The sequence below is a fragment of the Pacificitalea manganoxidans genome (assembly GCF_002504165.1).
Taxonomy (GTDB): Bacteria; Pseudomonadota; Alphaproteobacteria; order Rhodobacterales; family Rhodobacteraceae; genus Pacificitalea; species Pacificitalea manganoxidans.
Window position 1 is genome coordinate 2,873,396 of the sequence record NZ_CP021404.1, and the last position, 20,695, is coordinate 2,894,090.

The following is a 20,695-nucleotide window of genomic DNA, read 5'->3' on the forward strand; positions in this document are numbered from 1 at the left end:
CTCGGACGTTCAGAGCGCAAGCTTGACGAGGGCGAAAAGCCCGGTCGCCATGGCGGCGTAGACGAAACAGGCCATCGCGATGATGGAGATGCGCCGGGCGTGACCGCCGACGTAATCCTCGATCGCGACCTGACAGCCGCTGCGGAAATGGTGCAGGCCGACGACCAGCATCAGGCCCGTGATCACGGCCGGGAACGGCTGCGACAGCCGCGCGATGGCATCGTCGTAGGAGGCCCCCAGAAGCGGGCCGAAGGTAAAGACGAACAACGGCACGATGACGACGAGCGCGTAGCTCGACATCTGCATCTGCCAGAAATGCTTGGTGCCGCTTTTGGCGGAGCCGAGGCCGGTTGCGCGTTTGCGGTCGGTCAGGAAAGACATGGCAGCCCCCTCAGACGAAAATGATGGTGATAAGCGTCAGCACGACCGATCCGGCCAGCGCGGCGATGCCGAGCTTCTCGGCGGTGGCGATATCAAGCCCGTAGCCTGCGTCCCAGATCAGGTGCCGTACACCGGCCAGCGAATGATACCACAGGCCCAGCAGAGACAAGGTCATGACCAGATCACCGAACCAGCTGGTGATAAAACCGTCGGCGCGGGCAAATGCCTCGGGGCCGGTGGCGGCTGCGACGAGCCACCAGATGATCAGCAGCACCGCGACGAGCATGGCGTTGCCCGTGATCCGCGTCAGGATCGACGTCATCGAGGTAAGCTGCGGCCGGTAATACGGGCCAATCATGAAGGGAGAGAGAGGCCGGTTGCCCCGGTTCACGTCTGGCATGCGACTATCCTTTCAGAGCGTGGCGGCTGCGACGTCCGCGATTTCCGCATCAATAATGATTTTCGCGCCCAAGTCACGAGCCAAGCCGTGCCTTTTCTGCGACGAAAGGGCAGAAAAGATGCATAAGGCAGGCTTTTGTGATCACATGAAATTCGCCGTGATCACAAACAGGCCCTTGTTAGCGCAAGCATCGAGGACATGGGTCCGTTAGGTCGGGATCAGCGCCCAATAGTCGAGATCGAGCAGCACGTCAGGCAAATATTTACCATCGGCATCCCGCAATTCCGCCGGCGCATGGCCCCGGGTCGCGGCCAGCCGCAGCCGCAGCGCGCCCACGCCCGGCGCCGGCGTGTCGGCCCGGTCCAGCACCTCGGACCACGCATGCACCGTATCGCCCGCAAAACAGGGATTGGCATGTGCGCCAGCGTTGATCGCCACGATCATCTGCGCATTGGCCAGACCGTTGAAAGACAGCGCACGCGCCAGAGATATAACGTGCCCCCCGTAGATAAGCCGCCGCCCGTCCGGGCGCAGCGAGGCGTCGAAATGCACCTTTGAAGTGTTCTGCCACAGCCGCGTGGCCATCATATGCTCCGCCTCTTCGACGGTCACACCATCCACATGGTCGATGATCTCGCCGGTGCTGTAATCGCCCCAACGATGCGGCTCGCCCGCCTGCGTGACGTCATAGTCGCTGAAATCGAGCCCTTCCGGGATGACGAGCGCGTCCGGCGTAACGGCAGCGGCCAGTTCAGGAATGACGGTGGCGGGAGCAGGCGCGTCCGGGTTGCCTTTGCGCACCATCACCCAGCGGCAATATTCCAGAACGCAGCGGTCGTGCTGGTCCATGCCGCGCGTGTGGACATAGACCACGCCCGACCGCCCGTTGGAATTCTGCTTCAGCCCGATCACTTCGGACGTCGCGCGCAGCGTGTCGCCCGGCATGACCGGACGGAGGAACCGGCCCTCGGCATAGCCAAGATTGGCCACCGCATTGATCGAGATATCGGGCACCGATTTACCGAACACGGTGTGAAACGCGATCAGATCGTCGAGCGGTGCGGCAGGCAGACCGCAGGCGCGCGCAAATTCGTCCGAGGACTGCAACGCATGCCGGGCAGGATAGAGCGCGTGATACAGGGCGCGCTCCCCCCCCGACAGGGTGCGCGGCACGGCATGATCAATGACCTGCCCGATCCGATAATCCTCGAAAAATCGCCCTGCGCTGGTCTTTGCCATGCCGCGCCCCTGTTTTGTTGAACTTACTGTTGGCCGAGCTTCATATCCGGGCTGTAGGTGCCCTCGACCTCTTTCACTACGGCCTGCCCGCAGCGCATCACGCCGTTGGAGGCATCGAAGGCGTAGGTCGGATCACCGTAGAGCTCCCACCCTTTGCTGAGCGCGGCGCTGACCTTGTGACAGAAGGCCGAAGTGTCGTCTTCGGACAGGAAGCGATAGAGTTTCATCGTGGTCTCCCGATTGGTTGGATGGCGCAGATATGGACCGCGCTTGCGGTATCCGCAATCGCGCCACCCTGAAGCGCTCAGCCCAGCGCGGCGATCGCATCGGCCTTGGCCAGCGTCGCTTCTGCGGTGACCACATGCAGGTTCTCGACAATCCGTCCGTCCACGACAGCGACGCCCTGCCCTTCGGCTTCGGCGGCGCGGAACGCTTCGATCTGCCGCCGGGCGAGTGCGATTTCGTCTTCGGAGGGGGCAAAGACCGTGTTGGCGATGTCCAGCTGCGCCGGGTGGATCAAGGTTTTCCCGTCGAACCCCATATCGCGGCCTTGCTCGCATTCGGCACGCAGGCCCGCGTCATCCTTGAAGGCATTATAGACCCCGTCGATGCAGGCGATCCCGGCCGCGCGCGCCGCAAGCAGGCACATCTGTAGCGACAGCAACAAAGGTTCGCGGTCCGCGCGGGTGCGGCAGGTCAGTTCCTTGGCCAGATCATTGGTGCCCAGAACCAGCCCGGCCATCCGCGGCGCGCGGGCAATCGCGGCGGCGTTGAGGATCCCCGTGGCTGTTTCCATCATCGCCCAGATTTGCGTGTCTTGTGTGGCGAGGTTGGCATCCAACTGCCGCGCCACGGCCTCGACCATCTCAGGGCCGTCGACCTTTGGCAGCAACACCGCCTGTGGACCGACCGGCATGATCGCATCCAGATCCGCCCGGCCCCATTCGGTGTCCATGCCGTTCAGCCGGACAATCTGCGCCCGCGCCCCGTAGCCGCCTGTGGCGAGGGTTTCGGCCAGCAGCGCCCGAGCATTGGCTTTCTCCTCCACCGCGACAGCATCTTCCAGATCGAAGATGATCGCATCGACGGTCAGGCTCCGCGCCTTGTCCAGCGCGCGAGGCTTCGAGCCGGGAATGTAAAGCACCGAACGGTAGGGGCGTGCGGACATGATTCTCTCCTTAAAGTCTCGCAAGGGACAAACCATGTCCGAATTCCCCACGCAATATACTTAATGGTTTAAGCTATAATTGAGCAATAATTTTACCTTCAGGCTCATGCGCACCTTTTGTTTACCAGTTATTCAGGCCTTGCCGCGCAGGATGGGGGTGCGGCGTGCCGTCCCACTCGGCGATGCGCGGCCAATTAGAGAGAGGCATTCAGGATGAGAGAATTTCTATTCACGGCGACCGGGCTGGTCGCGCTCGCCAGCGCCGACATGACCCACGCCCAAAACGTCTTTGCACCAAATGCGAACTGCGCGGCCCGTGATGCGGTGCTGGCGCGGTTGGCGAATGGCTACGGCGAAACCCGGCAAAGCGTCGGGCTGGGCTCCGACCAAGCCTTGGTTGAAACCTATGCCAATGACGAAAGCGGCAGCTGGACGATCACGGTAACCCTGCCCGATGGAACGACCTGCCTGCTGGCGGCGGGACAGTCATTTGAGAAGGTCCGCGACCACCGCATCGTTGCGGATAGCGACGCCTGAGAATCGGCCCCGAGGCATGTCGATTTCATAGACACGCCCTGCCCCGCCCCCTGCGGCGGGTGTGTTTCGTGCTGTCGCAGGCAGCCTTTCCCATGCGGCAGCCCATAGTGCGGCGACGCCCTGCTAACCTTGGCCATTTAGCGCTAACTGAACCCGCCGCGTAAACCCGGTTTCGGCCTTCGGTCCGGCCCCCGATCGAAGGCGATGGCATGTCGCGGCCTTGCACAGAAAGGCCCAAGTGGCTACGCACCGATCCGAGATTAATCAATCAGGGATCCTATTCTCATGGCCAGACCCAAGATCGCGCTCATCGGATCGGGACAGATTGGCGGCACGCTCGCCCATCTCGCCGCGATGAAGGAACTCGGCGATGTCGTGTTGTTCGACATCACCGACGGCATTCCTCAGGGCAAGGCCCTCGATATCGCTGAATCCGGCCCCTCCGAAGGGTTCGATGCTGCGATGACCGGCACCACCGACTATGCCGATATCGCAGGCGCAGATGTCTGCATCGTGACCGCCGGCGTGCCACGCAAGCCCGGCATGAGCCGCGACGACCTGCTCGGCATCAACCTGAAAGTCATGAAATCCGTGGGCGAAGGCATTGCCAAACACGCCCCCGACGCTTTCGTGATCTGCATCACCAACCCGCTCGACGCAATGGTGTGGGCGCTGCGCGAATTCTCCGGCCTGCCGCATGAGAAAGTCGTGGGCATGGCCGGCGTACTGGACAGCGCGCGGTTCCGTCACTTCCTGAGCCTCGAATTCAACGTGTCCATGAAAGACGTCACCGCGTTCGTTCTGGGTGGCCACGGCGACACGATGGTTCCGCTGACCCGCTATTCCACCGTCGGCGGCATCCCCCTGCCCGATCTGGTAGACATGGGCTGGACCACGCAGGACAAGCTGGACGCGATCGTGCAGCGCACCCGTGACGGCGGCGCCGAAATCGTCGGCCTGCTGAAAACCGGTTCTGCTTTCTATGCGCCCGCGACCTCCGCGATCGAAATGGCCGAAGCCTACCTCAAGGATCAGAAGCGTCTGCTGCCCTGCGCGGCCTATGTCGATGGCGCGCTTGGCCTGAACGGCATGTATGTCGGCGTGCCGACCGTGATCGGTGCCGGCGGCATCGAGCGGATCGTCGACATCAAGCTGAGCAAGGACGAGCAGGCAATGTTCGACAAGTCTGTCGACGCGGTGAAAGGCCTCGTCGAAGCCTGCAAAGGCATCGATAGCAGCCTTGCCTAAGATGCGCGACCGGGCCGCTCTGGTGCAGAGCCGCCTCGCTTGCTACTGATCGGGCGCCCTTCGGGGCGCCCTTTTTCTTGTGATGGAACGCAGATGCCCGATAACAGCAGCAACACGGACCAGATCGCAGACGACCTTGGCGGGTTCGTTTTTGGGGTATCGGGGCGCGAATATGCCGATCTGGCGGTGCGTGCGGCGCGCAGCTTGCGGGCGGTGGCCCCCGATGCGCTAATCGACATTTTTACCGATGTGGACGTGCCCGACGATCTGTTCGATCAGGTCCATCCGCTGGAGCAAAGTTGGTTTCGACCGAAATTCGAGGCCCTGCGCCGGTCGCGGTTTGCCCGCACCGTGTGTCTGGACGCGGACATGTTCATCGTGGCCGATCCATCCGACATTCTAGAGGTGCTGCGCCGGTTCGACGTCGCCGCCTGCCACAACCAACGCCGCAACACCGACTGGAGTCGCCGCCCGTGGCGCAAGGAGATCCCGGCCGCGTTTCCGCAGATCAATGGCGGACTGATCGGTATCCGCAAAGGGCCCGAAGTCCTGCAGATGATCGAGGCCTGCGAGGCGGCGATTCGCGACGAGAACCTGCGGTCCGACCAACCGGTTCTGAGGGAGCTTCTGTATGATAGCGACCTGCGGCTGACGATCCTGCCGCCGGAATACAACCTCGTCGATTTCGACATGATCGAGACATGGACCCAACGCCACACCGCGCCGCGGATCATCCATCATTATCGGCTTCGGTTTCACATCCAGTATAAGCGGCGCGCTATCGAAAGCCTTGATGCGCTGATGGGACGCCGGATGCACCGGCATCTGCAACACCTGCTGGAGGCCGACGCGACACTGGGCACGCCGACCCGTGCGCGCGTCCGGCGGGTGCGCGAGACTGGTCCGCTGGGCCGCCTGCGTCTCGCATGGGCAAAAATGGGTGAAGGTAAGAAGGAACGTCGGTAGGCCGGGCCAGCCGAAACCTTGCGACAAACGTGCACCGCCCGGCGAGTCGGCGGGGATGGCGACGCCGCAGCGCAGAATGTGATCACAGCCAAAAAGCGTGTGATCACAAAACTTAGAAAATGCGCTAAAACCCGCCTTGCAAGGCATTTACAGTTTTGAACAGCTCCCGTCCTATGTCATGGAAACGAGAAATCGCAGCAAGACGGGATAGAATTCGTGAACATCCATGAATACCAGGCGAAGGCGCTGCTTCGCGACTATGGCGCCCCGGTCTCTGATGGCCGTGTCGTCCTGAAGGCCGAAGACGCCAAGACCGCCGCCGGCGAAATGGACGGCCCGCTTTGGGTCGTTAAGGCGCAAATCCACGCCGGTGGCCGCGGCAAGGGCTCCTTCAAGGAAGCCGACGCTGGCGAAAAAGGCGGTGTCCGCCTTGCCAAATCCGTCGAGGAAGCCGCCGAAGAAGCCAAGAAGATGCTGGGCCGCACGCTCGTCACGCATCAGACCGGCCCCGCAGGCAAACAAGTCAACCGGATCTACATCGAAGACGGTTCGGACATCGAGACTGAGCTTTACCTCGCGCTGCTGGTGGATCGCCAGACGTCGCGCATCTCGTTCGTGTGCTCCACCGAGGGCGGCATGGACATCGAGGAGGTCGCCGCGTCGACCCCTGAGAAAATCCTCAGCTTCTCCGTCGATCCGGCGACCGGCTACCAGCCGTTCCACGGCCGCCGCGTTGCCTTCTCGCTGGGTCTGACCGGCAAGCAGGTCAAGGAATGCGTGCGCCTGATGGGCATTCTCTACCAAGCCTTCGTCGAGAAGGACATGGAGATGCTGGAGATCAACCCGCTGATCGTCACCGACGAAGGGTCGCTCAAGGTTCTGGACGCCAAGGTCGGCTTTGACGGCAACGCGATCTACCGCCATGCCGATATCGCCGCCCTGCGCGACGAGACCGAGGAAGACCCCAAGGAACTCGCCGCATCCAAGTATGACCTGAACTACATCGCGCTCGACGGTGAGATCGGCTGCATGGTGAACGGCGCGGGCCTTGCCATGGCGACGATGGACATCATCAAGCTGAAAGGCGCGGAGCCTGCCAACTTCCTCGATGTGGGCGGTGGCGCGACCAAGGAAAAGGTCACCGAGGCGTTCAAGATCATCACCTCGGACAAGAACGTCAAAGGTATCCTCGTCAACATCTTTGGCGGCATCATGCGCTGTGACGTCATCGCCGAGGGCGTGATCGCCGCGGTGAAGGAAGTCGGCCTGCAGGTTCCGCTGGTTGTCCGCCTCGAAGGCACCAATGTCGAGAAGGGCAAGGAAATCATCAGCAACAGCGGTCTGAACGTGATCGCCGCAGATGACCTGAGCGACGCCGCCGAGAAGATCGTGAAAGCGGTCAAAGGGTGAGCCGTCAGCCCGGATACACGCCGTTTCTGGCCGGTCTTGCCATGGTGGGCCTCGGGCTTGCCGTGCGCCGGATCGCGCCTGAGACACTGACCCTGCCCGCGCCCGCGACGCGCCCCCGCTTGCGGGATGTGCGTCGGGGCCGGGACGCGGCCCGCGTGGCCCGTGACGGAATCGCAAGCGTCATGCCTGCGAACCTGACCGGCTCGCTGGGGCGCACGCTCATCATCATGGGCGCCGGGGTCTTGGCAATTCGGGCGCTTGACGAACTCGTGGATGACGACACCGCCCGCTATTGACGCGCGGCTTTGTGGGGACGGCAAAGCCGGACCCGACGAAAAGGAAAGAATGAACCAATGGCCATTCTCGTTGATGAAACGACAAAGGTGATCTGTCAGGGCCTGACCGGCTCGCAAGGCACCTTCCACACCGAACAGGCAATCGCCTACGGCACCCAGATGGTGGGTGGCGTCACGCCGGGCAAAGGCGGGCAGACCCACCTTGACCTGCCGGTGTTCAACTCCTGCCACGAAGCGGTGGAAAAGACCGGCGCGAATGCGTCCGTGATCTACGTTCCGCCCCCCTTCGCGGCTGATTCGATCCTCGAAGCGATCGACGCCGAAATCCCGCTGATCTGCTGCATCACCGAGGGCATTCCCGTGCTCGACATGATGAAGGTGAAGCGCGCGCTGGAAACCTCGAACTCGATCCTGATCGGGCCGAACTGTCCCGGCGTGATCACCCCCGGCGCCTGTAAGATCGGCATCATGCCCGGTCACATCCACAAGCGCGGCACCGTCGGCGTCGTGTCCCGTTCGGGCACGCTGACCTACGAGGCCGTCAAGCAGACCTCTGACAGCGGTCTGGGCCAGTCCACCGCCGTGGGCATCGGCGGCGATCCGATCAAGGGCTTCGAGCATATCGACGTGCTGGAGATGTTCCTTGCCGACGAAGAAACCGAATCCATCATCATGATCGGTGAAATCGGCGGCTCCGCCGAAGAAGAAGCGGCGCAGTTCCTTGCCGACGAAAAGAAGCGCGGCCGCTGGAAGCCGACCGCAGGCTTCATCGCCGGGCGCACCGCCCCTCCGGGTCGCCGCATGGGCCATGCCGGTGCGATCGTCGCCGGTGGCAAAGGCGGCGCCGAGGACAAGATCGAAGCGATGAAATCCGCTGGTATCGTTGTCGCTGAAAGCCCTGCGGGCCTTGGCGAAGCCGTGCTGAAGGCCATCGGGTGATATGGTTCGCTGCTCCGGTATCGGCGCGGGCCGTCGCGCGGGCGGGATCATGGGGGACGTGCCTTGTGGCGCGGCCCCTGCCCGTTCGTGCGCGCGCCCGCTCCCGCACCGGGGCAGCCCCCAGCCCTATGGCTATCGCACCTTTTCCCGCGCGGCGTTTCGGCGCCGCGTGATCTTTGCCCGGACGACCGGTGCCGCGCCACTGCGCCCGGTTTCCACCCGCTCGCGCCGCCTTGGCGGGGAATTTACCGCGCCTTGCGCCGCAGCCTGCATTTCGCGCTCGCCTTGCGCGCGGTTTCGCCCTAGCTCCCGCCCCAATCCTGCCCGGCGCGTTCGCGTCGTGCGCCACACCGCCTGATCCGCACCCACGGTCTATCCCCCGAGAGGCCCCAAATGACCGACCAAAGCCCCAACGACATCTTCCACGCCTCCAGCTTCATGCAGGGGCACAACGCCGAGTATCTCGAACAGCTTTACGCGAAATACGCCGCCGACCCGTCCACCGTGGACGAGGCATGGGCCGCGTTCTTCAAGGAGCTCGGCGATGCGGAGACAGAAGTGAAGGCCGAGGCCACCGGGCCCAGCTGGGCGCGCGCCGACTGGCCGCCGACCCCCGATGACGATCTGTTTGGCGCGCTGACCGGCGAATGGTCCGCCCCGGTTGCCGAATCTAAGGCCGCCGCCGAGAAGATCCGCTCCAAGGCCGCCGAAAAAGGCGTCGAGGTCTCCGACGACGCCATCAAACGCGCCGTGCTGGATTCGATCCGCGCCCTGATGATCATTCGCGCCTACCGGATCCGGGGGCATTTGGTCGCTGACCTCGACCCGCTGGGCATGCGCGACCAGACCCCGCACCCGGAGCTTGATCCCAAATCCTACGGTTTTGCCGACGCCGATATGGATCGCCCGATCTTTATCGACAACGTGCTGGGCCTGCAGGTCGCGTCGATGCGCCAGATCATGGGCATCGTGCAGCGGACCTATTGTGGCACCTTCGCGCTGCAATACATGCACATTTCCGATCCCGAGCAGGCCGGTTGGCTGAAAGAGCGGATCGAAGGCTTCGACAAGGAAATCCGCTTCACCCGTGAGGGCCGCAAGGCGATCCTGAACAAGCTGGTGGAGGCCGAAGGCTTCGAGAAGTTCCTGCATGTGAAATACATGGGGACCAAGCGGTTCGGCCTTGATGGCGGCGAAGCGCTGATCCCGGCGATGGAGCAGATCGTGAAGCGCGGCGGTGCGCTCGGCATCGAAGAGATCGTCTTTGGCATGCCGCATCGCGGCCGCCTGTCGGTGCTGGCGAACGTTCTGCAGAAGCCCTATCGCGCGATTTTCAACGAATTTCAGGGCGGCAGCTTCAAGCCGGACGATGTGGACGGTTCGGGTGATGTGAAATACCACCTCGGCGCTTCGTCGGACCGGGATTTCGACGGCAACAGTGTGCACCTGTCGCTGACGGCGAACCCGTCGCACCTTGAAGCCGTGAACCCCGTCGTGTTGGGCAAGGTCCGCGCAAAGCAGGCGCAGTTGAACGACCCCGACCGCAAGAAAGTCCTATCGGTTCTGCTGCACGGCGATGCCGCGTTTGCAGGTCAGGGCGTCGTGGCCGAATGTTTCGGCCTGTCGGGCCTGATCGGGCACCGCACCGGCGGCACGATCCATATCGTCGTGAACAACCAGATCGGCTTTACCACCGCGCCGCATTATTCGCGGTCCTCGCCCTACCCGACCGACATCGCGTTGATGGTCGAGGCGCCGATTTTCCACGTCAATGGCGACGACCCGGAAGCGGTCGTGCACGCCGCAAAGGTCGCGACCGAGTTCCGCCAGAAATTCGGCAAGGACGTGGTGATCGATATCTTCTGCTACCGCCGCTTCGGTCACAACGAAGGCGACGAGCCGATGTTCACCAACCCGGTGATGTATAAGAGCATCAAGCAGCATAAGACCACGCTCAGCCTGTATACCGAACGGCTAATCAAGGACGGGCTGATCCCCGAGGGCGAGATCGAGGACATGAAGGCCTCGTTCCAGTCGATGCTGAACGACGAATTCGAAGCCGGTAAAGACTACAAACCCAACAAGGCCGACTGGCTGGACGGGCGCTGGTCCGGGCTCGACAAAGAGAACGAAGACTACCAGCGTGGCCAGACCGCGATTTCGACCGATACGATGGCCGAACTTGGCCGGGCGCTGACCACCGCGCCTGAAGGGTTCCCGGTGCACCGCACGGTGACCCGCCTGCTGGAAGCCAAGGCCAAGATGTTCGAGACCGGCGAAAACTTCGACTGGGCGACGGGTGAGGCGCTGGCGTTTGGCTCGTTGCTGACCGAAGGCTACCCGGTCCGCCTGTCGGGTCAGGATTCGACCCGCGGCACGTTCTCCCAGCGGCACTCGGCCCTGATCAATCAGGAAACCGAGGAGCGCTATTACCCGCTCAACAACATCCGCGACGGTCAGTCCCGTTACGAAGTGATCGACTCGATGCTGTCGGAATACGCGGTGCTGGGCTTCGAGTATGGCTACTCGCTGGCCGAACCCAACACGCTGGTGATGTGGGAAGCCCAGTTCGGCGATTTTGCCAACGGCGCGCAGATCATGTTCGACCAGTTCATCAGCTCCGGCGAAAGCAAATGGCTGCGGATGTCGGGTCTCGTGATGCTGCTGCCGCATGGCTACGAAGGTCAGGGCCCGGAGCATTCCTCGGCCCGTCTGGAGCGGTTCTTGCAGATGTGTGGTGGCGATAACTGGATCGTGGCGAACTGCTCGACCCCGGCCAACTATTTCCACATCCTGCGCCGTCAGCTGCACCGCTCCTACCGTAAGCCGCTGGTCCTGATGACGCCGAAATCCCTGCTGCGGCACAAATTGGCCGTGTCGAAAGCTGAGGATTTCACCGAAGGTTCGTCCTTCCACCGGGTGCTGTGGGACGATGCCGAAAAGGGTCTGTCGGACACGACCCTCGCCGCCGATGACAAGATCAAGCGCGTGGTGATGTGTTCGGGCAAGGTCTACTACGACCTGCTGGAAGAGCGCGACGCGCGCGGCATCGATGACGTCTATCTGCTGCGGATCGAGCAGTTCTATCCCTTCCCGGCGATCTCGCTGGTCAAGGAGCTGGAGCGCTTCCCGCAAGCGGAAATGGTTTGGTGTCAGGAAGAGCCCAAGAACCAGGGCGCCTGGACCTTCATCGAGCCGAATATCGAATGGGTTCTGTCGCGCATCGACGCGCAGCATAAACGCCCCGTCTATGTCGGCCGCGCGGCCTCCGCGTCGCCTGCGACCGGCCTCGCAAGCCAGCACAAAGCACAGCAAGAGGCGCTCGTGAACGAAGCGCTGACCATCGAAGGGAACTGAAACAGATGTCTACCGAAGTCCGCGTCCCCACCCTGGGCGAAAGCGTTACCGAGGCAACCGTCGCAACCTGGTTCAAGAAGCCGGGCGACACCGTCGCGGTCGATGAGATGCTGTGCGAGTTGGAAACCGACAAGGTGACCGTCGAAGTGCCATCCCCCGTCAGCGGCGTGCTGGGCGAGATCGTCGCCGCCGAAGGCGACACCGTCGGCGTTGACGCGCTGCTGGCCACCGTCGCCGAAGAAGGCAACGCCGGCCCCGAAGAAACCAAGCCGCGCCACACCGGCGCCGCCGAACGCACCGAAGAAGGCCGCGACGACGCGCCCGTCTCCGGCGTTGATGACGCCGGCGGTGCTGCCGTCGACGTGATGGTGCCGACGCTGGGTGAATCGGTGACCGAAGCGACCGTTTCGACGTGGTTCAAGAAGGTCGGCGATACCGTCGCGCAGGACGAAATGCTGTGCGAACTGGAAACCGACAAGGTGTCGGTCGAGGTTCCCGCCCCGGCCTCCGGCACCCTGACCGAGATCGTCGCCGAGGAAGGCGCCACGGTCGAGGCCAGCGGCAAACTGGCTGTGATCTCCTCCGGCTCCGGGGCTACTGCAGCGCCGAAGACCGAGACCGCGCCCGCTGCCAATTCCGGCTCCGACGCCAAGACCGGCGGCGATGTCGAAGATGCGCCCTCCGCCAAGAAGCTGATGGCGGAAAAAGGCGTCGATGCCAGCGCCGTCACCGGCACCGGTCGCGATGGCCGCATTATGAAAGAGGACGTGCAGAAGGCGCTTGCCGCTGGCACCACCGCCGCCGCGGCCGCACCGGCGGCGAAATCCGCGCCCCGTGCGCCGTCGACCGCCGAGGATGCCGCGCGCGAAGAGCGGGTCAAGATGACCAAGCTGCGCCAGACCATCGCCAAGCGCCTGAAGGAAAGCCAGAACACTGCCGCGATGCTGACCACCTATAACGAGGTGGACATGACCGAGGTCATGGCGCTGCGGAAGGAATACAAAGAACTTTTCGAGAAGAAGCACGGCGCGCGTCTGGGCTTCATGTCCTTCTTCACCAAGGCCTGCTGCCACGCGCTGAAGGAAGTCCCCGAGGTGAACGCCGAGATCGACGGCACCGACGTGGTCTACAAGAACTTCGTGCATATGGGCATCGCCGCCGGCACCCCGCAGGGTCTGGTCGTTCCGGTGATCCGCGATGTCGATCAGATGTCGTTCGCCGAGATCGAGCTGGCGATCGCCGAAAAGGGCAAGCGCGCCCGTGACGGCAAGCTCAGCATGGCCGAGATGCAGGGCGGCACCTTCACCATCTCCAACGGGGGTGTCTACGGCTCGCTGATGTCTTCGCCGATCCTGAACCCGCCGCAGTCGGGTATCCTCGGCATGCACAAGATCCAGGACCGGCCGATGGTCGTGAACGGCGAGATCAAGATCCGCCCGATGATGTATCTGGCCCTGAGCTACGATCACCGCATCGTCGACGGCAAAGGCGCTGTGACCTTCCTCGTGCGGGTCAAGGAAGCGCTGGAAGATCCGCGCCGCCTGCTGATGGATCTCTGATCCCCGGAGCATCGACGTGATGGACGTGTTTTCCTTTCCGATCTGCCAACTGCACGGGGCTTCGGCCCCGTGGTTGGCCGATGACAAAGGGCAGGCACGGCATATCTGTCACGGCACGCTCCCCTGTCGCATGGCGCTGCCCGCCCTAGATCACCGGGCAGCGCCGCCCTCGCGCGGCTTTACCGTCACGGGAGGAATGACCGATGTCCCTGCAACTTCTTTGCCGCTACCAGCCGACCGACCGCGAAGCGTGGCGGCAGGTGTTCGACAGCGATGCCGAACCCCGCGCGCGCGCCGGGCTGACCCTGCTGCAACTGTGGAACGAAACCGAGGGCAGCGGCGTCTGGTGTCTGTTCGAGGTGGCCGACCGGGACCGTGCGCAAACATGGCTCGACGGGCCGCAGTATCGCCAAGCGCTGGCGCAGGCCGGTGTTTCAGCGGACAGCGCGCGCTTCGTGCGGACCGCATGACCCCCCGCCCCCCTGCTGCGGAGCCCCGCCATGACCGCTGAGCTAACGGTATTGGCGCTGGCGGGCTTGTTGCAGGGCCTTCAGTTCATGCTGATGGCCGTGCCCGCCAATCTGGAATTGGGCTCGGGCTATACCACCTCTGCGCGCGACCGACCGCCGTCGCGCGAGATGTCTGCGCTGACCGGGCGTTTGCATCGCGCGCTCACCAACCATTTCGAGGGGCTGACCCTATTCGCCCCGGCGGCGCTGCTGATTGGCCTGACCGGGCAATCGACGGCGCTGACCGCCGTGCTGGCATGGACCTACCTGCTGGCGCGCGCGCTTTACATTCCCGCATATGCCTATGGCTGGCGGCCTTGGCGCAGCGCCATCTGGGGCGTAGGCTTCACCGCCACGATGGCGCTTTATCTGCTGGCGCTGCTGTGATGGCTGCGACCTGCCGCACATACTCACTCGGGCCGCGCCCCTCCCGCGCGATGCCCGACAACCTTTGAAGAGACCAGGAAGGACCAGATGAATGGCAAGCTATGATGTGATCGTGATCGGCTCCGGCCCCGGCGGCTATGTCTGCGCGATCCGTTGCGCGCAGCTCGGCCTCAAGACCGCCTGCGTCGAGGGCCGCGAGACACTCGGCGGCACCTGCCTGAACGTGGGCTGCATCCCGTCGAAGGCGCTGCTGCATGCCAGCCACCAACTGCACGAGGCGGAGCATAACTTCGCCAAGATGGGCCTGAAGGGCAAATCCCCGTCGGTCGATTGGAAGCAGATGCTGGCCTATAAAGACGACGTGATCGGCCAGAATACCAAAGGCATCGAATTCCTGTTCAAGAAGAACAAGATCGATTGGCTCAAGGGCTGGGGCTCGATCCCCGAGGCGGGTAAGGTTAAGGTCGGCGATGAGGTCCACGAGGCGAAGCATATCGTGATCGCATCCGGTTCCGAGGCCGCGTCTGTCCCCGGTGCCGAAGTGACGATCGACGAAAAGACCGTCGTGACCTCCACCGGCGCGCTGGAACTGCCCAAGGTGCCGAAGAGCATGATCGTCATCGGCGGTGGCGTGATCGGGCTGGAAATGGGCTCCGTCTATTCCCGTCTGGGCTCCGAGGTGACGGTGATCGAGTATCTCGACCAGATCACTCCGGGCGTTGATATGGAAGTCTCGCGCAACTTCCAGAAGATCCTGAAAAAGCAGGGCATCAACTTCATCACCGGCGCAGGCGTGTCGAAGGTCGAAACCTCCGGCGGCAAGGCGACCGTGCATTACACCCTGCGCAAGGACGACAGCGAGGCGAGCCTCGACGCCGACGTGGTGCTGGTCGCCACCGGGCGCAAGCCGTTCACCGACGGGCTGGGGCTGGACGCCCTCGGCGTGGAACTGACCAAACGCGGCCAGATCGCCACCGACAAAGGCTGGCAAACCAACGTCAAAGGCATCTACGCCATCGGTGATGCGATCACCGGCCCGATGCTCGCCCATAAGGCCGAGGATGAGGGCATGGCCGTCGCCGAAGAAATCGCGGGCAAGCATGGCCATGTGAACTACGGCGTCATTCCCGGCGTGATCTATACCCACCCCGAGGTCGCCTTCGTCGGTCAGACCGAGGAGCTGCTGAAGGACGAAGGCCGCGCCTATAAGGTCGGCAAGTTTTCCTTCATGGGCAATGGCCGGGCCAAGGCCGTGTTCGCCGCCGATGGTTTCGTCAAGATCCTTGCGGATAAGGACACCGACCGCATCCTCGGCGCTCATATCATCGGCCCCGGCGCGGGCGATCTGATCCATGAGGTCTGCGTGGCGATGGAGTTTGGCGCGTCCGCGCAGGATCTCGCCCTGACCTGTCACGCTCATCCGACCTTCTCCGAAGCTGTGCGCGAAGCGGCGCTGGCCTGCGGCGACGGTGCGATCCACGCCTGATCGCAATTCAGTCGAGCCTGATTGAAAACGGAGCCTTCGGGCTCCGTTTTTTTATGCGTGGCCGCTCCCCCGCGCCGGGACGGAACCACGCGGTGCGCCACCGCAATTTGCCGAAATTGGCCATGCCTGTGCCTTAATTCCTTCGCGTTTTGCCATCAACTTTAACGAGAAGGGGCCAAAGACGCCCTATGAAGGACAGCAGTATGAAGCTTGTGACAGTGATGGCGGCAGGCCTGTTGGCTGTCGTCGCCCAGACGGAGGACGCCAGAGCGCGCGCGCTCCTGCCGGAGATACGGGAGCTGACATTCGTCAGCGCCACACAGATGCTCGACGCGGCGCAGCAGCCGCTGGTCTTGTGCCATATGACGCGGAAGTCCCATGTGCTGGGGCTGGGCATGTGGCGCAGTTCGGTCGGCTATGTGCTGTCGCGCGACAATTGCCGCACGCCGTCCTCGACCTCGCTTCTCAATCCGTCCGAAATTTTGTCGATGCGCCAAGCGGGGCTGCTGCCTGACGCCGTGAAACTGGTGCCCAACTTGTCCCGCATGGACCGGCTGACCGGGTTCTTGCTGCCATTGCTCGCGCTGGCCTCCGCAGGGGCTGGCGCGTGGTGGCGGCTGCGTGGCGGGCCGGGTCATACCCCCACCGCAGAAGAAGAGGACACGGCGCGGCAAGCAAAGGAATCGATGTCAGCCAGCGGCTTTCAGTCCCGGCTCATTGATGTGATGTGTCAGGCGGCTTGCGCCAAGGAGCAGCGCCTGTCCCCCGCCAAATGCCATGCCATCGCCCGGATCGCGACCGCCCTCACCGACACGCCTGTCGTGCCCGAGCGGATCACCCGCAAATACGGCTTGGCCATTCGCCGGGTGCCCCTAGACCACCTGCGCCGGTTCGGCGACGGCATGTCCCGCGCCCAGCGCCGGGTTCTGCTGAGCGGCGCGATTCTGGTGACGGAGTTTCGCGGTGGCGCCCGGCGCGAAGCCGAGGCGCAATTTGTCCTGACGCTTGGCACCGCCTTTGGCCTGACCGAAGACGAAGTGCGGGCCTGCCGCCGGAACGCAACCGCCCTCGCCGCCCGGATTGGACCGCTGGCGCGGGAAAATACCGTGCCGCCCTTGGCCGCGCCCACGCCCGTGCATCAGGTGCGCCGCGCCCTGACCCGCCCGACAGACCCAACAGCCGAGATCACGCCGCCAGCAGCTTCAGCCCCTGTGTGACGTCGCCCCGCACGGCAAGCCGGAGCGAGGGTTCATCCCCTGCCTTCAATGCCGCGACGATAAGCTGATGGTGATAGGGCGTCGTCGTGCGGTTCAGCCGCCCGTAAAGCGCCCGCATCGTCGGCCCCAATTGCAGCCACACGGTTTCCGCCATGGCCAGCATGGCGGGGGCCTGCGCCCGCAGATAAAGTGTCCGGTGAAATTCCAGGTTGCTGCGAATGTAGCCCACCGCATCATGGCGCTGGATTGCTTCGGCGATACTGCCGTTGATGGTCTGCAACCGATCAATCAGCGCCATATGGGCACGGGGCAGCGCGCGGGAACTGAGTTCTGGCTCCAATAGCGCACGCAGGGCGGCCAACTCCTCCAACCGGTCCTGCGACAGCTCGGGGGTGGAGACCCGCCCGGAACTCGACAACATCAGCGCGCCCTCGGCCACCAGCCGCCGCACCGATTCGCGCGCAGGCGTCATGGACACGCCGTAATCCCGACCGATGCCACGCAGGGTCAGCGAGGCACCGGGCATGATCTCTCCGTGCATGATGCGCGTGCGCAAGGCCCGGTAGACCCGGTCATGGGCGGAGCCGGGCGCGGGAACGGGCGTGCCTGCCGCAGGCTCGGAGGGGCGTTGGTTCAACAGCATGGCGTCACTCTGTTCAGCGCCGGGGCGCAGGTCAATCTGCTTTGCAACCGCACTCAGCGGGCCGCATGGTCGCCGGTATGCGCCGTGGTATCCGTGTCTACAGCCGCCGCAGCGTCTGCGGTGGTCCCGTCGAACCGATAGCGGTGCAGTTCCTCCCCATGATCGCGCAGCCATTTGCGCGGCGTCGCGTAATCGGGGCAGGTTCGGGCCACCACGGCCCAGAATGCGGGCGCATGGTTCATTTCCTCCAGATGGGCCACCTCATGCGCGGCGACATAATCCAGCACCGCAGGCGGCGCGAGGATCAGACGCCAGCTATACATGAGCGCGCCCTGCGACGAACAACTCCCCCAGCGGGACCGCGTGTCACGCAGTGTCAGCCGGGTGAAGGACAGGCCCAGCGCCGCCGCGTGATGATCGGATGCGCCGCGCAGCCGGTCGCGCGCCAGTTCCCGCAGGAAGGCGGCAATTGCGGACGGCCCCCCTGCACGCCCCGCAGGCAGCAGCAGTCGGTCAGGCTCAAGCCGCAAACGCCGGACCGGAGCACGTTCCAACACGCGCATGCGCCCCTCGACCGGGATCTGCGCACCGGGCAGCGCCTCGACCGTGCAAGGGCGGTCGGTCAGGTGCTGACGGATCCATGCGGCCTTCTCGCGGGCGAAGTTCAGCGCCTCGCGCTTGGACCCGCGGCGCGGCAAGGTCAGCGTCACGCGACCGTCCAGCCGCGACACCCGCAACAAATACCGCCGCGCCGCGGCCGAGCGCCGCAAGCGGATCGTGATCGTCGGATCACCGGGCAATTCGATCTCGTCCACACCGTCCCCTGCATTCAAGGTGCCGTGCCCCCGTGCGGGCATGTCTTTGCCCTTGCATCACACGGGCGACGCCCTTAGCTGCGATCCATCATAAAGGCTTTGACAGGTCCCGCGATACATGGCATCGCCCCGACTTTATCAAAGCGGATCACGAGAAGGGAAACCCATGCCCAAGGAAGAATGGGGCGTCAAGCGCGTTTGCCCGACGACCGGAAAACGGTTCTACGACCTGAATCGCGACCCGATCGTCAGCCCCTATACCGGTGAGGTCGTCACGATCGACACCGGCAACGCCAAATCGCGCGCGTCCGTCAGCAAGGCCGAGAAGGCCAAAGTCAGCAAAGAGAAGGCGCATGTCGATGACGACGCCGATGTGCTGGACGATGATGACGACGATACCGATGTCGATCTGGGCGATGATGTCCTCGAAGACGACGACGACGATGATGTGTCGCTGGACGACATCGCAGACGTTGCCTCGGACGACGACGACAGCTGAGTGAACGGCGCGGCCCGGATGCGGCCGCGCATACCGCCGTCAGGCGCGGGCACGCCCCGGGCCGGACGATTTACCCCGCCATCTGGCGCGTGATGACCGGGGTCGTAAAAAGGTGGTCTGGGAGTGAAATTTTCACTTGCGCTCCCCCCCGCCGGACCCTAGAACCCGCGCCTACAGGGGCCTTAGCTCAGTTGGGAGAGCGCTTGCATGGCATGCAAGAGGTCAGGGGTTCGACTCCCCTAGGCTCCACCATTTTCTCCTATATGTCAGCGTTATTTTGCGACCCGATCGCTTTCCGCATTGCATCTCGCCTGAACGCGATGGAGGCGCCTTTGCGCTGTTGTTCGCGGTCTGTCGGTCCCAGCCAAAAAAAAGCCCCCCGATAAACGGGGGGCAAGGGTCAGCAGTGACAGATAGTACTCGTCATCGATAACAAGACGTACTCGTCAAACAGCCCTCCTTTGCTGTTGGCGGGATTGCTCGGTGGCTGCGCTGCGCCATGCCGCCAGGCAGAGCGCGCTATGGATCAGCGCAAGCCGAAGCTGACCCGTCTTGCGACGGGCAGCGGGGACGTTGGTGTACACCTTCGTCGTTGAGGTCAGACCGTTCGGTCCGAGATGCGACACCTCCACCACGGCTTCCACACGATTGAAGGAGCGCTCCCTCCGGACCTGCGAAAACTGGGCTTCGGTGACAAATACAGGCGTCCCGCGAACATTGAACGTCATGCCACAGGGTGCATGTGGGGTAGTGGATACCAACTGCAACATGGTGAACAAGTCCTCTAGTGTGCCTGTACTGCTGTATACAAGCATTCACATTGGGGCAAGAATGTGGCAAAAGCATGTCAAAAAGGAGCATACGGTTAACGACGCAGCGTCACTTTGTTAAGGAAACGCGCGATTTGTCAGTTTTCGCTGGTTCACGATCAAGTATCTCGACTAAAGCAGCACCGCGGTATACATGTTCACCGGGGCGCATGGGAGATGCACAATGCCGAGTGGAGACTATAGTCAGCAGGAAATGCTCGACGCGTTAAGGCTGCGAATTTGCCTGACACCGCCGACCAAAAGCTTCGTGCTGCATGAGAATGAATTGGCCCGCGAATTCGGGCATTCGAGAACTCCGGTCCGGCAGGCGCTGCAACGCCTTGCCCGGGAGCACCTCGTTGAAATCAAGCCAGGCGTGGGAACGCGCGTGGTGCAATTGCAGCCAAGTGATCGCGAGGAATGTTTCCTCGTCTTCAAAGACTTCGCTCAGGTCGCAGCACGTCATTGCGACGGCATGAGCCTGTCGAGCGACAGCTTCCTTGAACTGTCCAGCGTCCACGGCATCCTCAGCATGAAGACCGAGCGCACGCTTGATCTATACGCCAAGCTGTCGAGCCGGGTCACCCGCGCGATTTGCAGCGTCATCAATGACGACATCGTCTGGGATGCTGTCATCGCGGCCTATTGGCGGCTGCTGCGCTGGCGGCTCGACTCGGTCCGTCACGAGCCGGAACTGCATTGGCAGAACTTCGAAAGCAGCGTGAATCGACTGATCGAAGCCGCGTCCGAAGGTGGCGCCTCTGCTGTCTGGCAAACGGCGGCGGGTATCAGCAAGAAATACGCGACCACCGCCTGAGACGCTCCCTGCC

General features: G+C 63.3%; 22 protein-coding genes and 1 tRNA gene. 15 read left to right on the plus strand and 8 right to left on the minus strand.

Annotation, left to right across the window (positions count from 1 at the left end; translation table 11 throughout):
• Positions 1–9 precede the first annotated feature (9 nt).
• From sdhD to CBW24_RS13100, 5 genes are all read right to left on the minus strand, one after another.
• On the minus strand, positions 10–381 hold the full coding sequence (gene sdhD, locus CBW24_RS13080) for a succinate dehydrogenase, hydrophobic membrane anchor protein (protein ID WP_088663502.1): 372 nt from the start codon (positions 379–381) through the stop codon (positions 10–12).
• A 10-nt stretch (positions 382–391) separates the two neighbouring features.
• On the minus strand, positions 392–781 hold the full coding sequence (gene sdhC / locus CBW24_RS13085) for a succinate dehydrogenase, cytochrome b556 subunit (protein ID WP_097373847.1): 390 nt from the start codon (positions 779–781) through the stop codon (positions 392–394).
• Positions 782–988: 207 nt separating this feature from the next.
• Positions 989–2,020, minus strand: a complete 1,032-nt coding sequence (locus CBW24_RS13090; protein WP_097373848.1) for a MaoC family dehydratase — start codon at positions 2,018–2,020, stop codon at positions 989–991.
• A gap of 23 nt (positions 2,021–2,043) precedes the next feature.
• Positions 2,044–2,247, minus strand: coding sequence for a DUF1737 domain-containing protein (locus CBW24_RS13095; RefSeq protein ID WP_088663499.1), 204 nt, complete (start codon positions 2,245–2,247; stop codon positions 2,044–2,046).
• 77 nt (positions 2,248–2,324) lie between these two features.
• Positions 2,325–3,188, minus strand: a complete 864-nt coding sequence (locus tag CBW24_RS13100; RefSeq protein ID WP_097373849.1) for an HpcH/HpaI aldolase/citrate lyase family protein — start codon at positions 3,186–3,188, stop codon at positions 2,325–2,327.
• 213 nt (positions 3,189–3,401) lie between these two features.
• Between CBW24_RS13100 and CBW24_RS13105 the strand changes: the two genes are divergently transcribed.
• The 12 genes from CBW24_RS13105 (at position 3,402) to CBW24_RS13160 (ending at position 17,099) form a co-directional block, all read left to right on the plus strand.
• The gene (locus CBW24_RS13105; RefSeq protein WP_088663497.1) at positions 3,402–3,725 is read left to right on the plus strand and encodes a hypothetical protein; all 324 of its coding nucleotides are present in this window, start codon (positions 3,402–3,404) and stop codon (positions 3,723–3,725) included.
• Between the two features lie 285 nt (positions 3,726–4,010).
• Positions 4,011–4,973 (plus strand): malate dehydrogenase, encoded by a 963-nt coding sequence (gene mdh / locus CBW24_RS13110; protein WP_088663496.1) that lies wholly within the window; start codon positions 4,011–4,013, stop codon positions 4,971–4,973.
• A gap of 93 nt (positions 4,974–5,066) precedes the next feature.
• Positions 5,067–5,939: a putative nucleotide-diphospho-sugar transferase gene (locus tag CBW24_RS13115; RefSeq protein WP_097373850.1), complete on the plus strand. Its 873-nt coding sequence runs from the start codon at positions 5,067–5,069 to the stop codon at positions 5,937–5,939.
• Positions 5,940–6,155: 216 nt separating this feature from the next.
• Positions 6,156–7,349 carry an ADP-forming succinate--CoA ligase subunit beta gene (gene sucC, locus CBW24_RS13120; RefSeq protein WP_088663494.1) on the plus strand — a complete coding sequence of 398 codons (1,194 nt, stop codon included), beginning with the start codon at positions 6,156–6,158 and terminating at the stop codon, positions 7,347–7,349.
• Positions 7,346–7,645, plus strand: coding sequence for a hypothetical protein (locus tag CBW24_RS13125; RefSeq protein ID WP_232529788.1), 300 nt, complete (start codon positions 7,346–7,348; stop codon positions 7,643–7,645). The genes sucC and CBW24_RS13125 overlap by 4 nt, the downstream gene beginning before the upstream one ends.
• Positions 7,646–7,702: 57 nt before the next feature.
• The gene (sucD, locus tag CBW24_RS13130) at positions 7,703–8,584 is read left to right on the plus strand and encodes a succinate--CoA ligase subunit alpha (RefSeq protein ID WP_088663493.1); all 882 of its coding nucleotides are present in this window, start codon (positions 7,703–7,705) and stop codon (positions 8,582–8,584) included.
• 393 nt (positions 8,585–8,977) lie between these two features.
• On the plus strand, positions 8,978–11,941 hold the full coding sequence (locus CBW24_RS13135) for a 2-oxoglutarate dehydrogenase E1 component (RefSeq protein ID WP_088663492.1): 2,964 nt from the start codon (positions 8,978–8,980) through the stop codon (positions 11,939–11,941).
• 5 nt (positions 11,942–11,946) lie between these two features.
• The gene (gene odhB, locus CBW24_RS13140) at positions 11,947–13,500 is read left to right on the plus strand and encodes a 2-oxoglutarate dehydrogenase complex dihydrolipoyllysine-residue succinyltransferase (RefSeq protein WP_097373851.1); all 1,554 of its coding nucleotides are present in this window, start codon (positions 11,947–11,949) and stop codon (positions 13,498–13,500) included.
• A gap of 203 nt (positions 13,501–13,703) precedes the next feature.
• Positions 13,704–13,970, plus strand: a complete 267-nt coding sequence (locus tag CBW24_RS13145) for a DUF3303 family protein (RefSeq protein ID WP_198405187.1) — start codon at positions 13,704–13,706, stop codon at positions 13,968–13,970.
• A 30-nt stretch (positions 13,971–14,000) separates the two neighbouring features.
• Positions 14,001–14,396: an MAPEG family protein gene (locus CBW24_RS13150; RefSeq protein ID WP_097373852.1), complete on the plus strand. Its 396-nt coding sequence runs from the start codon at positions 14,001–14,003 to the stop codon at positions 14,394–14,396.
• Positions 14,397–14,487: 91 nt separating this feature from the next.
• Positions 14,488–15,882 (plus strand): dihydrolipoyl dehydrogenase, encoded by a 1,395-nt coding sequence (lpdA, locus tag CBW24_RS13155; protein WP_088663489.1) that lies wholly within the window; start codon positions 14,488–14,490, stop codon positions 15,880–15,882.
• A gap of 203 nt (positions 15,883–16,085) precedes the next feature.
• Positions 16,086–17,099: a hypothetical protein gene (locus tag CBW24_RS13160; protein WP_097373853.1), complete on the plus strand. Its 1,014-nt coding sequence runs from the start codon at positions 16,086–16,088 to the stop codon at positions 17,097–17,099.
• On the opposite strand, the gene CBW24_RS13165 is transcribed toward CBW24_RS13160, so the two are convergent.
• Together CBW24_RS13165 and CBW24_RS13170 are read right to left on the minus strand one after the other, a co-directional pair.
• Positions 17,068–17,742 (minus strand): GntR family transcriptional regulator, encoded by a 675-nt coding sequence (locus tag CBW24_RS13165; protein ID WP_088663487.1) that lies wholly within the window; start codon positions 17,740–17,742, stop codon positions 17,068–17,070. The two genes, CBW24_RS13160 and CBW24_RS13165, sit on opposite strands and share 32 nt — an antisense overlap.
• Before the next feature lie 53 nt (positions 17,743–17,795).
• Positions 17,796–18,599, minus strand: coding sequence for a M48 family metallopeptidase (locus tag CBW24_RS13170; protein WP_097373854.1), 804 nt, complete (start codon positions 18,597–18,599; stop codon positions 17,796–17,798).
• 124 nt (positions 18,600–18,723) lie between these two features.
• Between CBW24_RS13170 and CBW24_RS13175 the strand changes: the two genes are divergently transcribed.
• Positions 18,724–19,056 (plus strand): TIGR02300 family protein, encoded by a 333-nt coding sequence (locus tag CBW24_RS13175; protein ID WP_088663485.1) that lies wholly within the window; start codon positions 18,724–18,726, stop codon positions 19,054–19,056.
• Positions 19,057–19,232: 176 nt separating this feature from the next.
• Positions 19,233–19,308: transfer RNA gene (locus tag CBW24_RS13180), tRNA-Ala, on the plus strand.
• Between the two features lie 194 nt (positions 19,309–19,502).
• On the opposite strand, the gene CBW24_RS13185 is transcribed toward CBW24_RS13180, so the two are convergent.
• The gene (locus tag CBW24_RS13185; protein WP_157773231.1) at positions 19,503–19,784 is read right to left on the minus strand and encodes a hypothetical protein; all 282 of its coding nucleotides are present in this window, start codon (positions 19,782–19,784) and stop codon (positions 19,503–19,505) included.
• 265 nt (positions 19,785–20,049) lie between these two features.
• Here CBW24_RS13185 and CBW24_RS13190 point away from each other — a divergent pair, with 265 nt between their 5' ends.
• Positions 20,050–20,682: a GntR family transcriptional regulator gene (locus CBW24_RS13190; protein ID WP_232529805.1), complete on the plus strand. Its 633-nt coding sequence runs from the start codon at positions 20,050–20,052 to the stop codon at positions 20,680–20,682.
• Positions 20,683–20,695 lie beyond the last annotated feature (13 nt).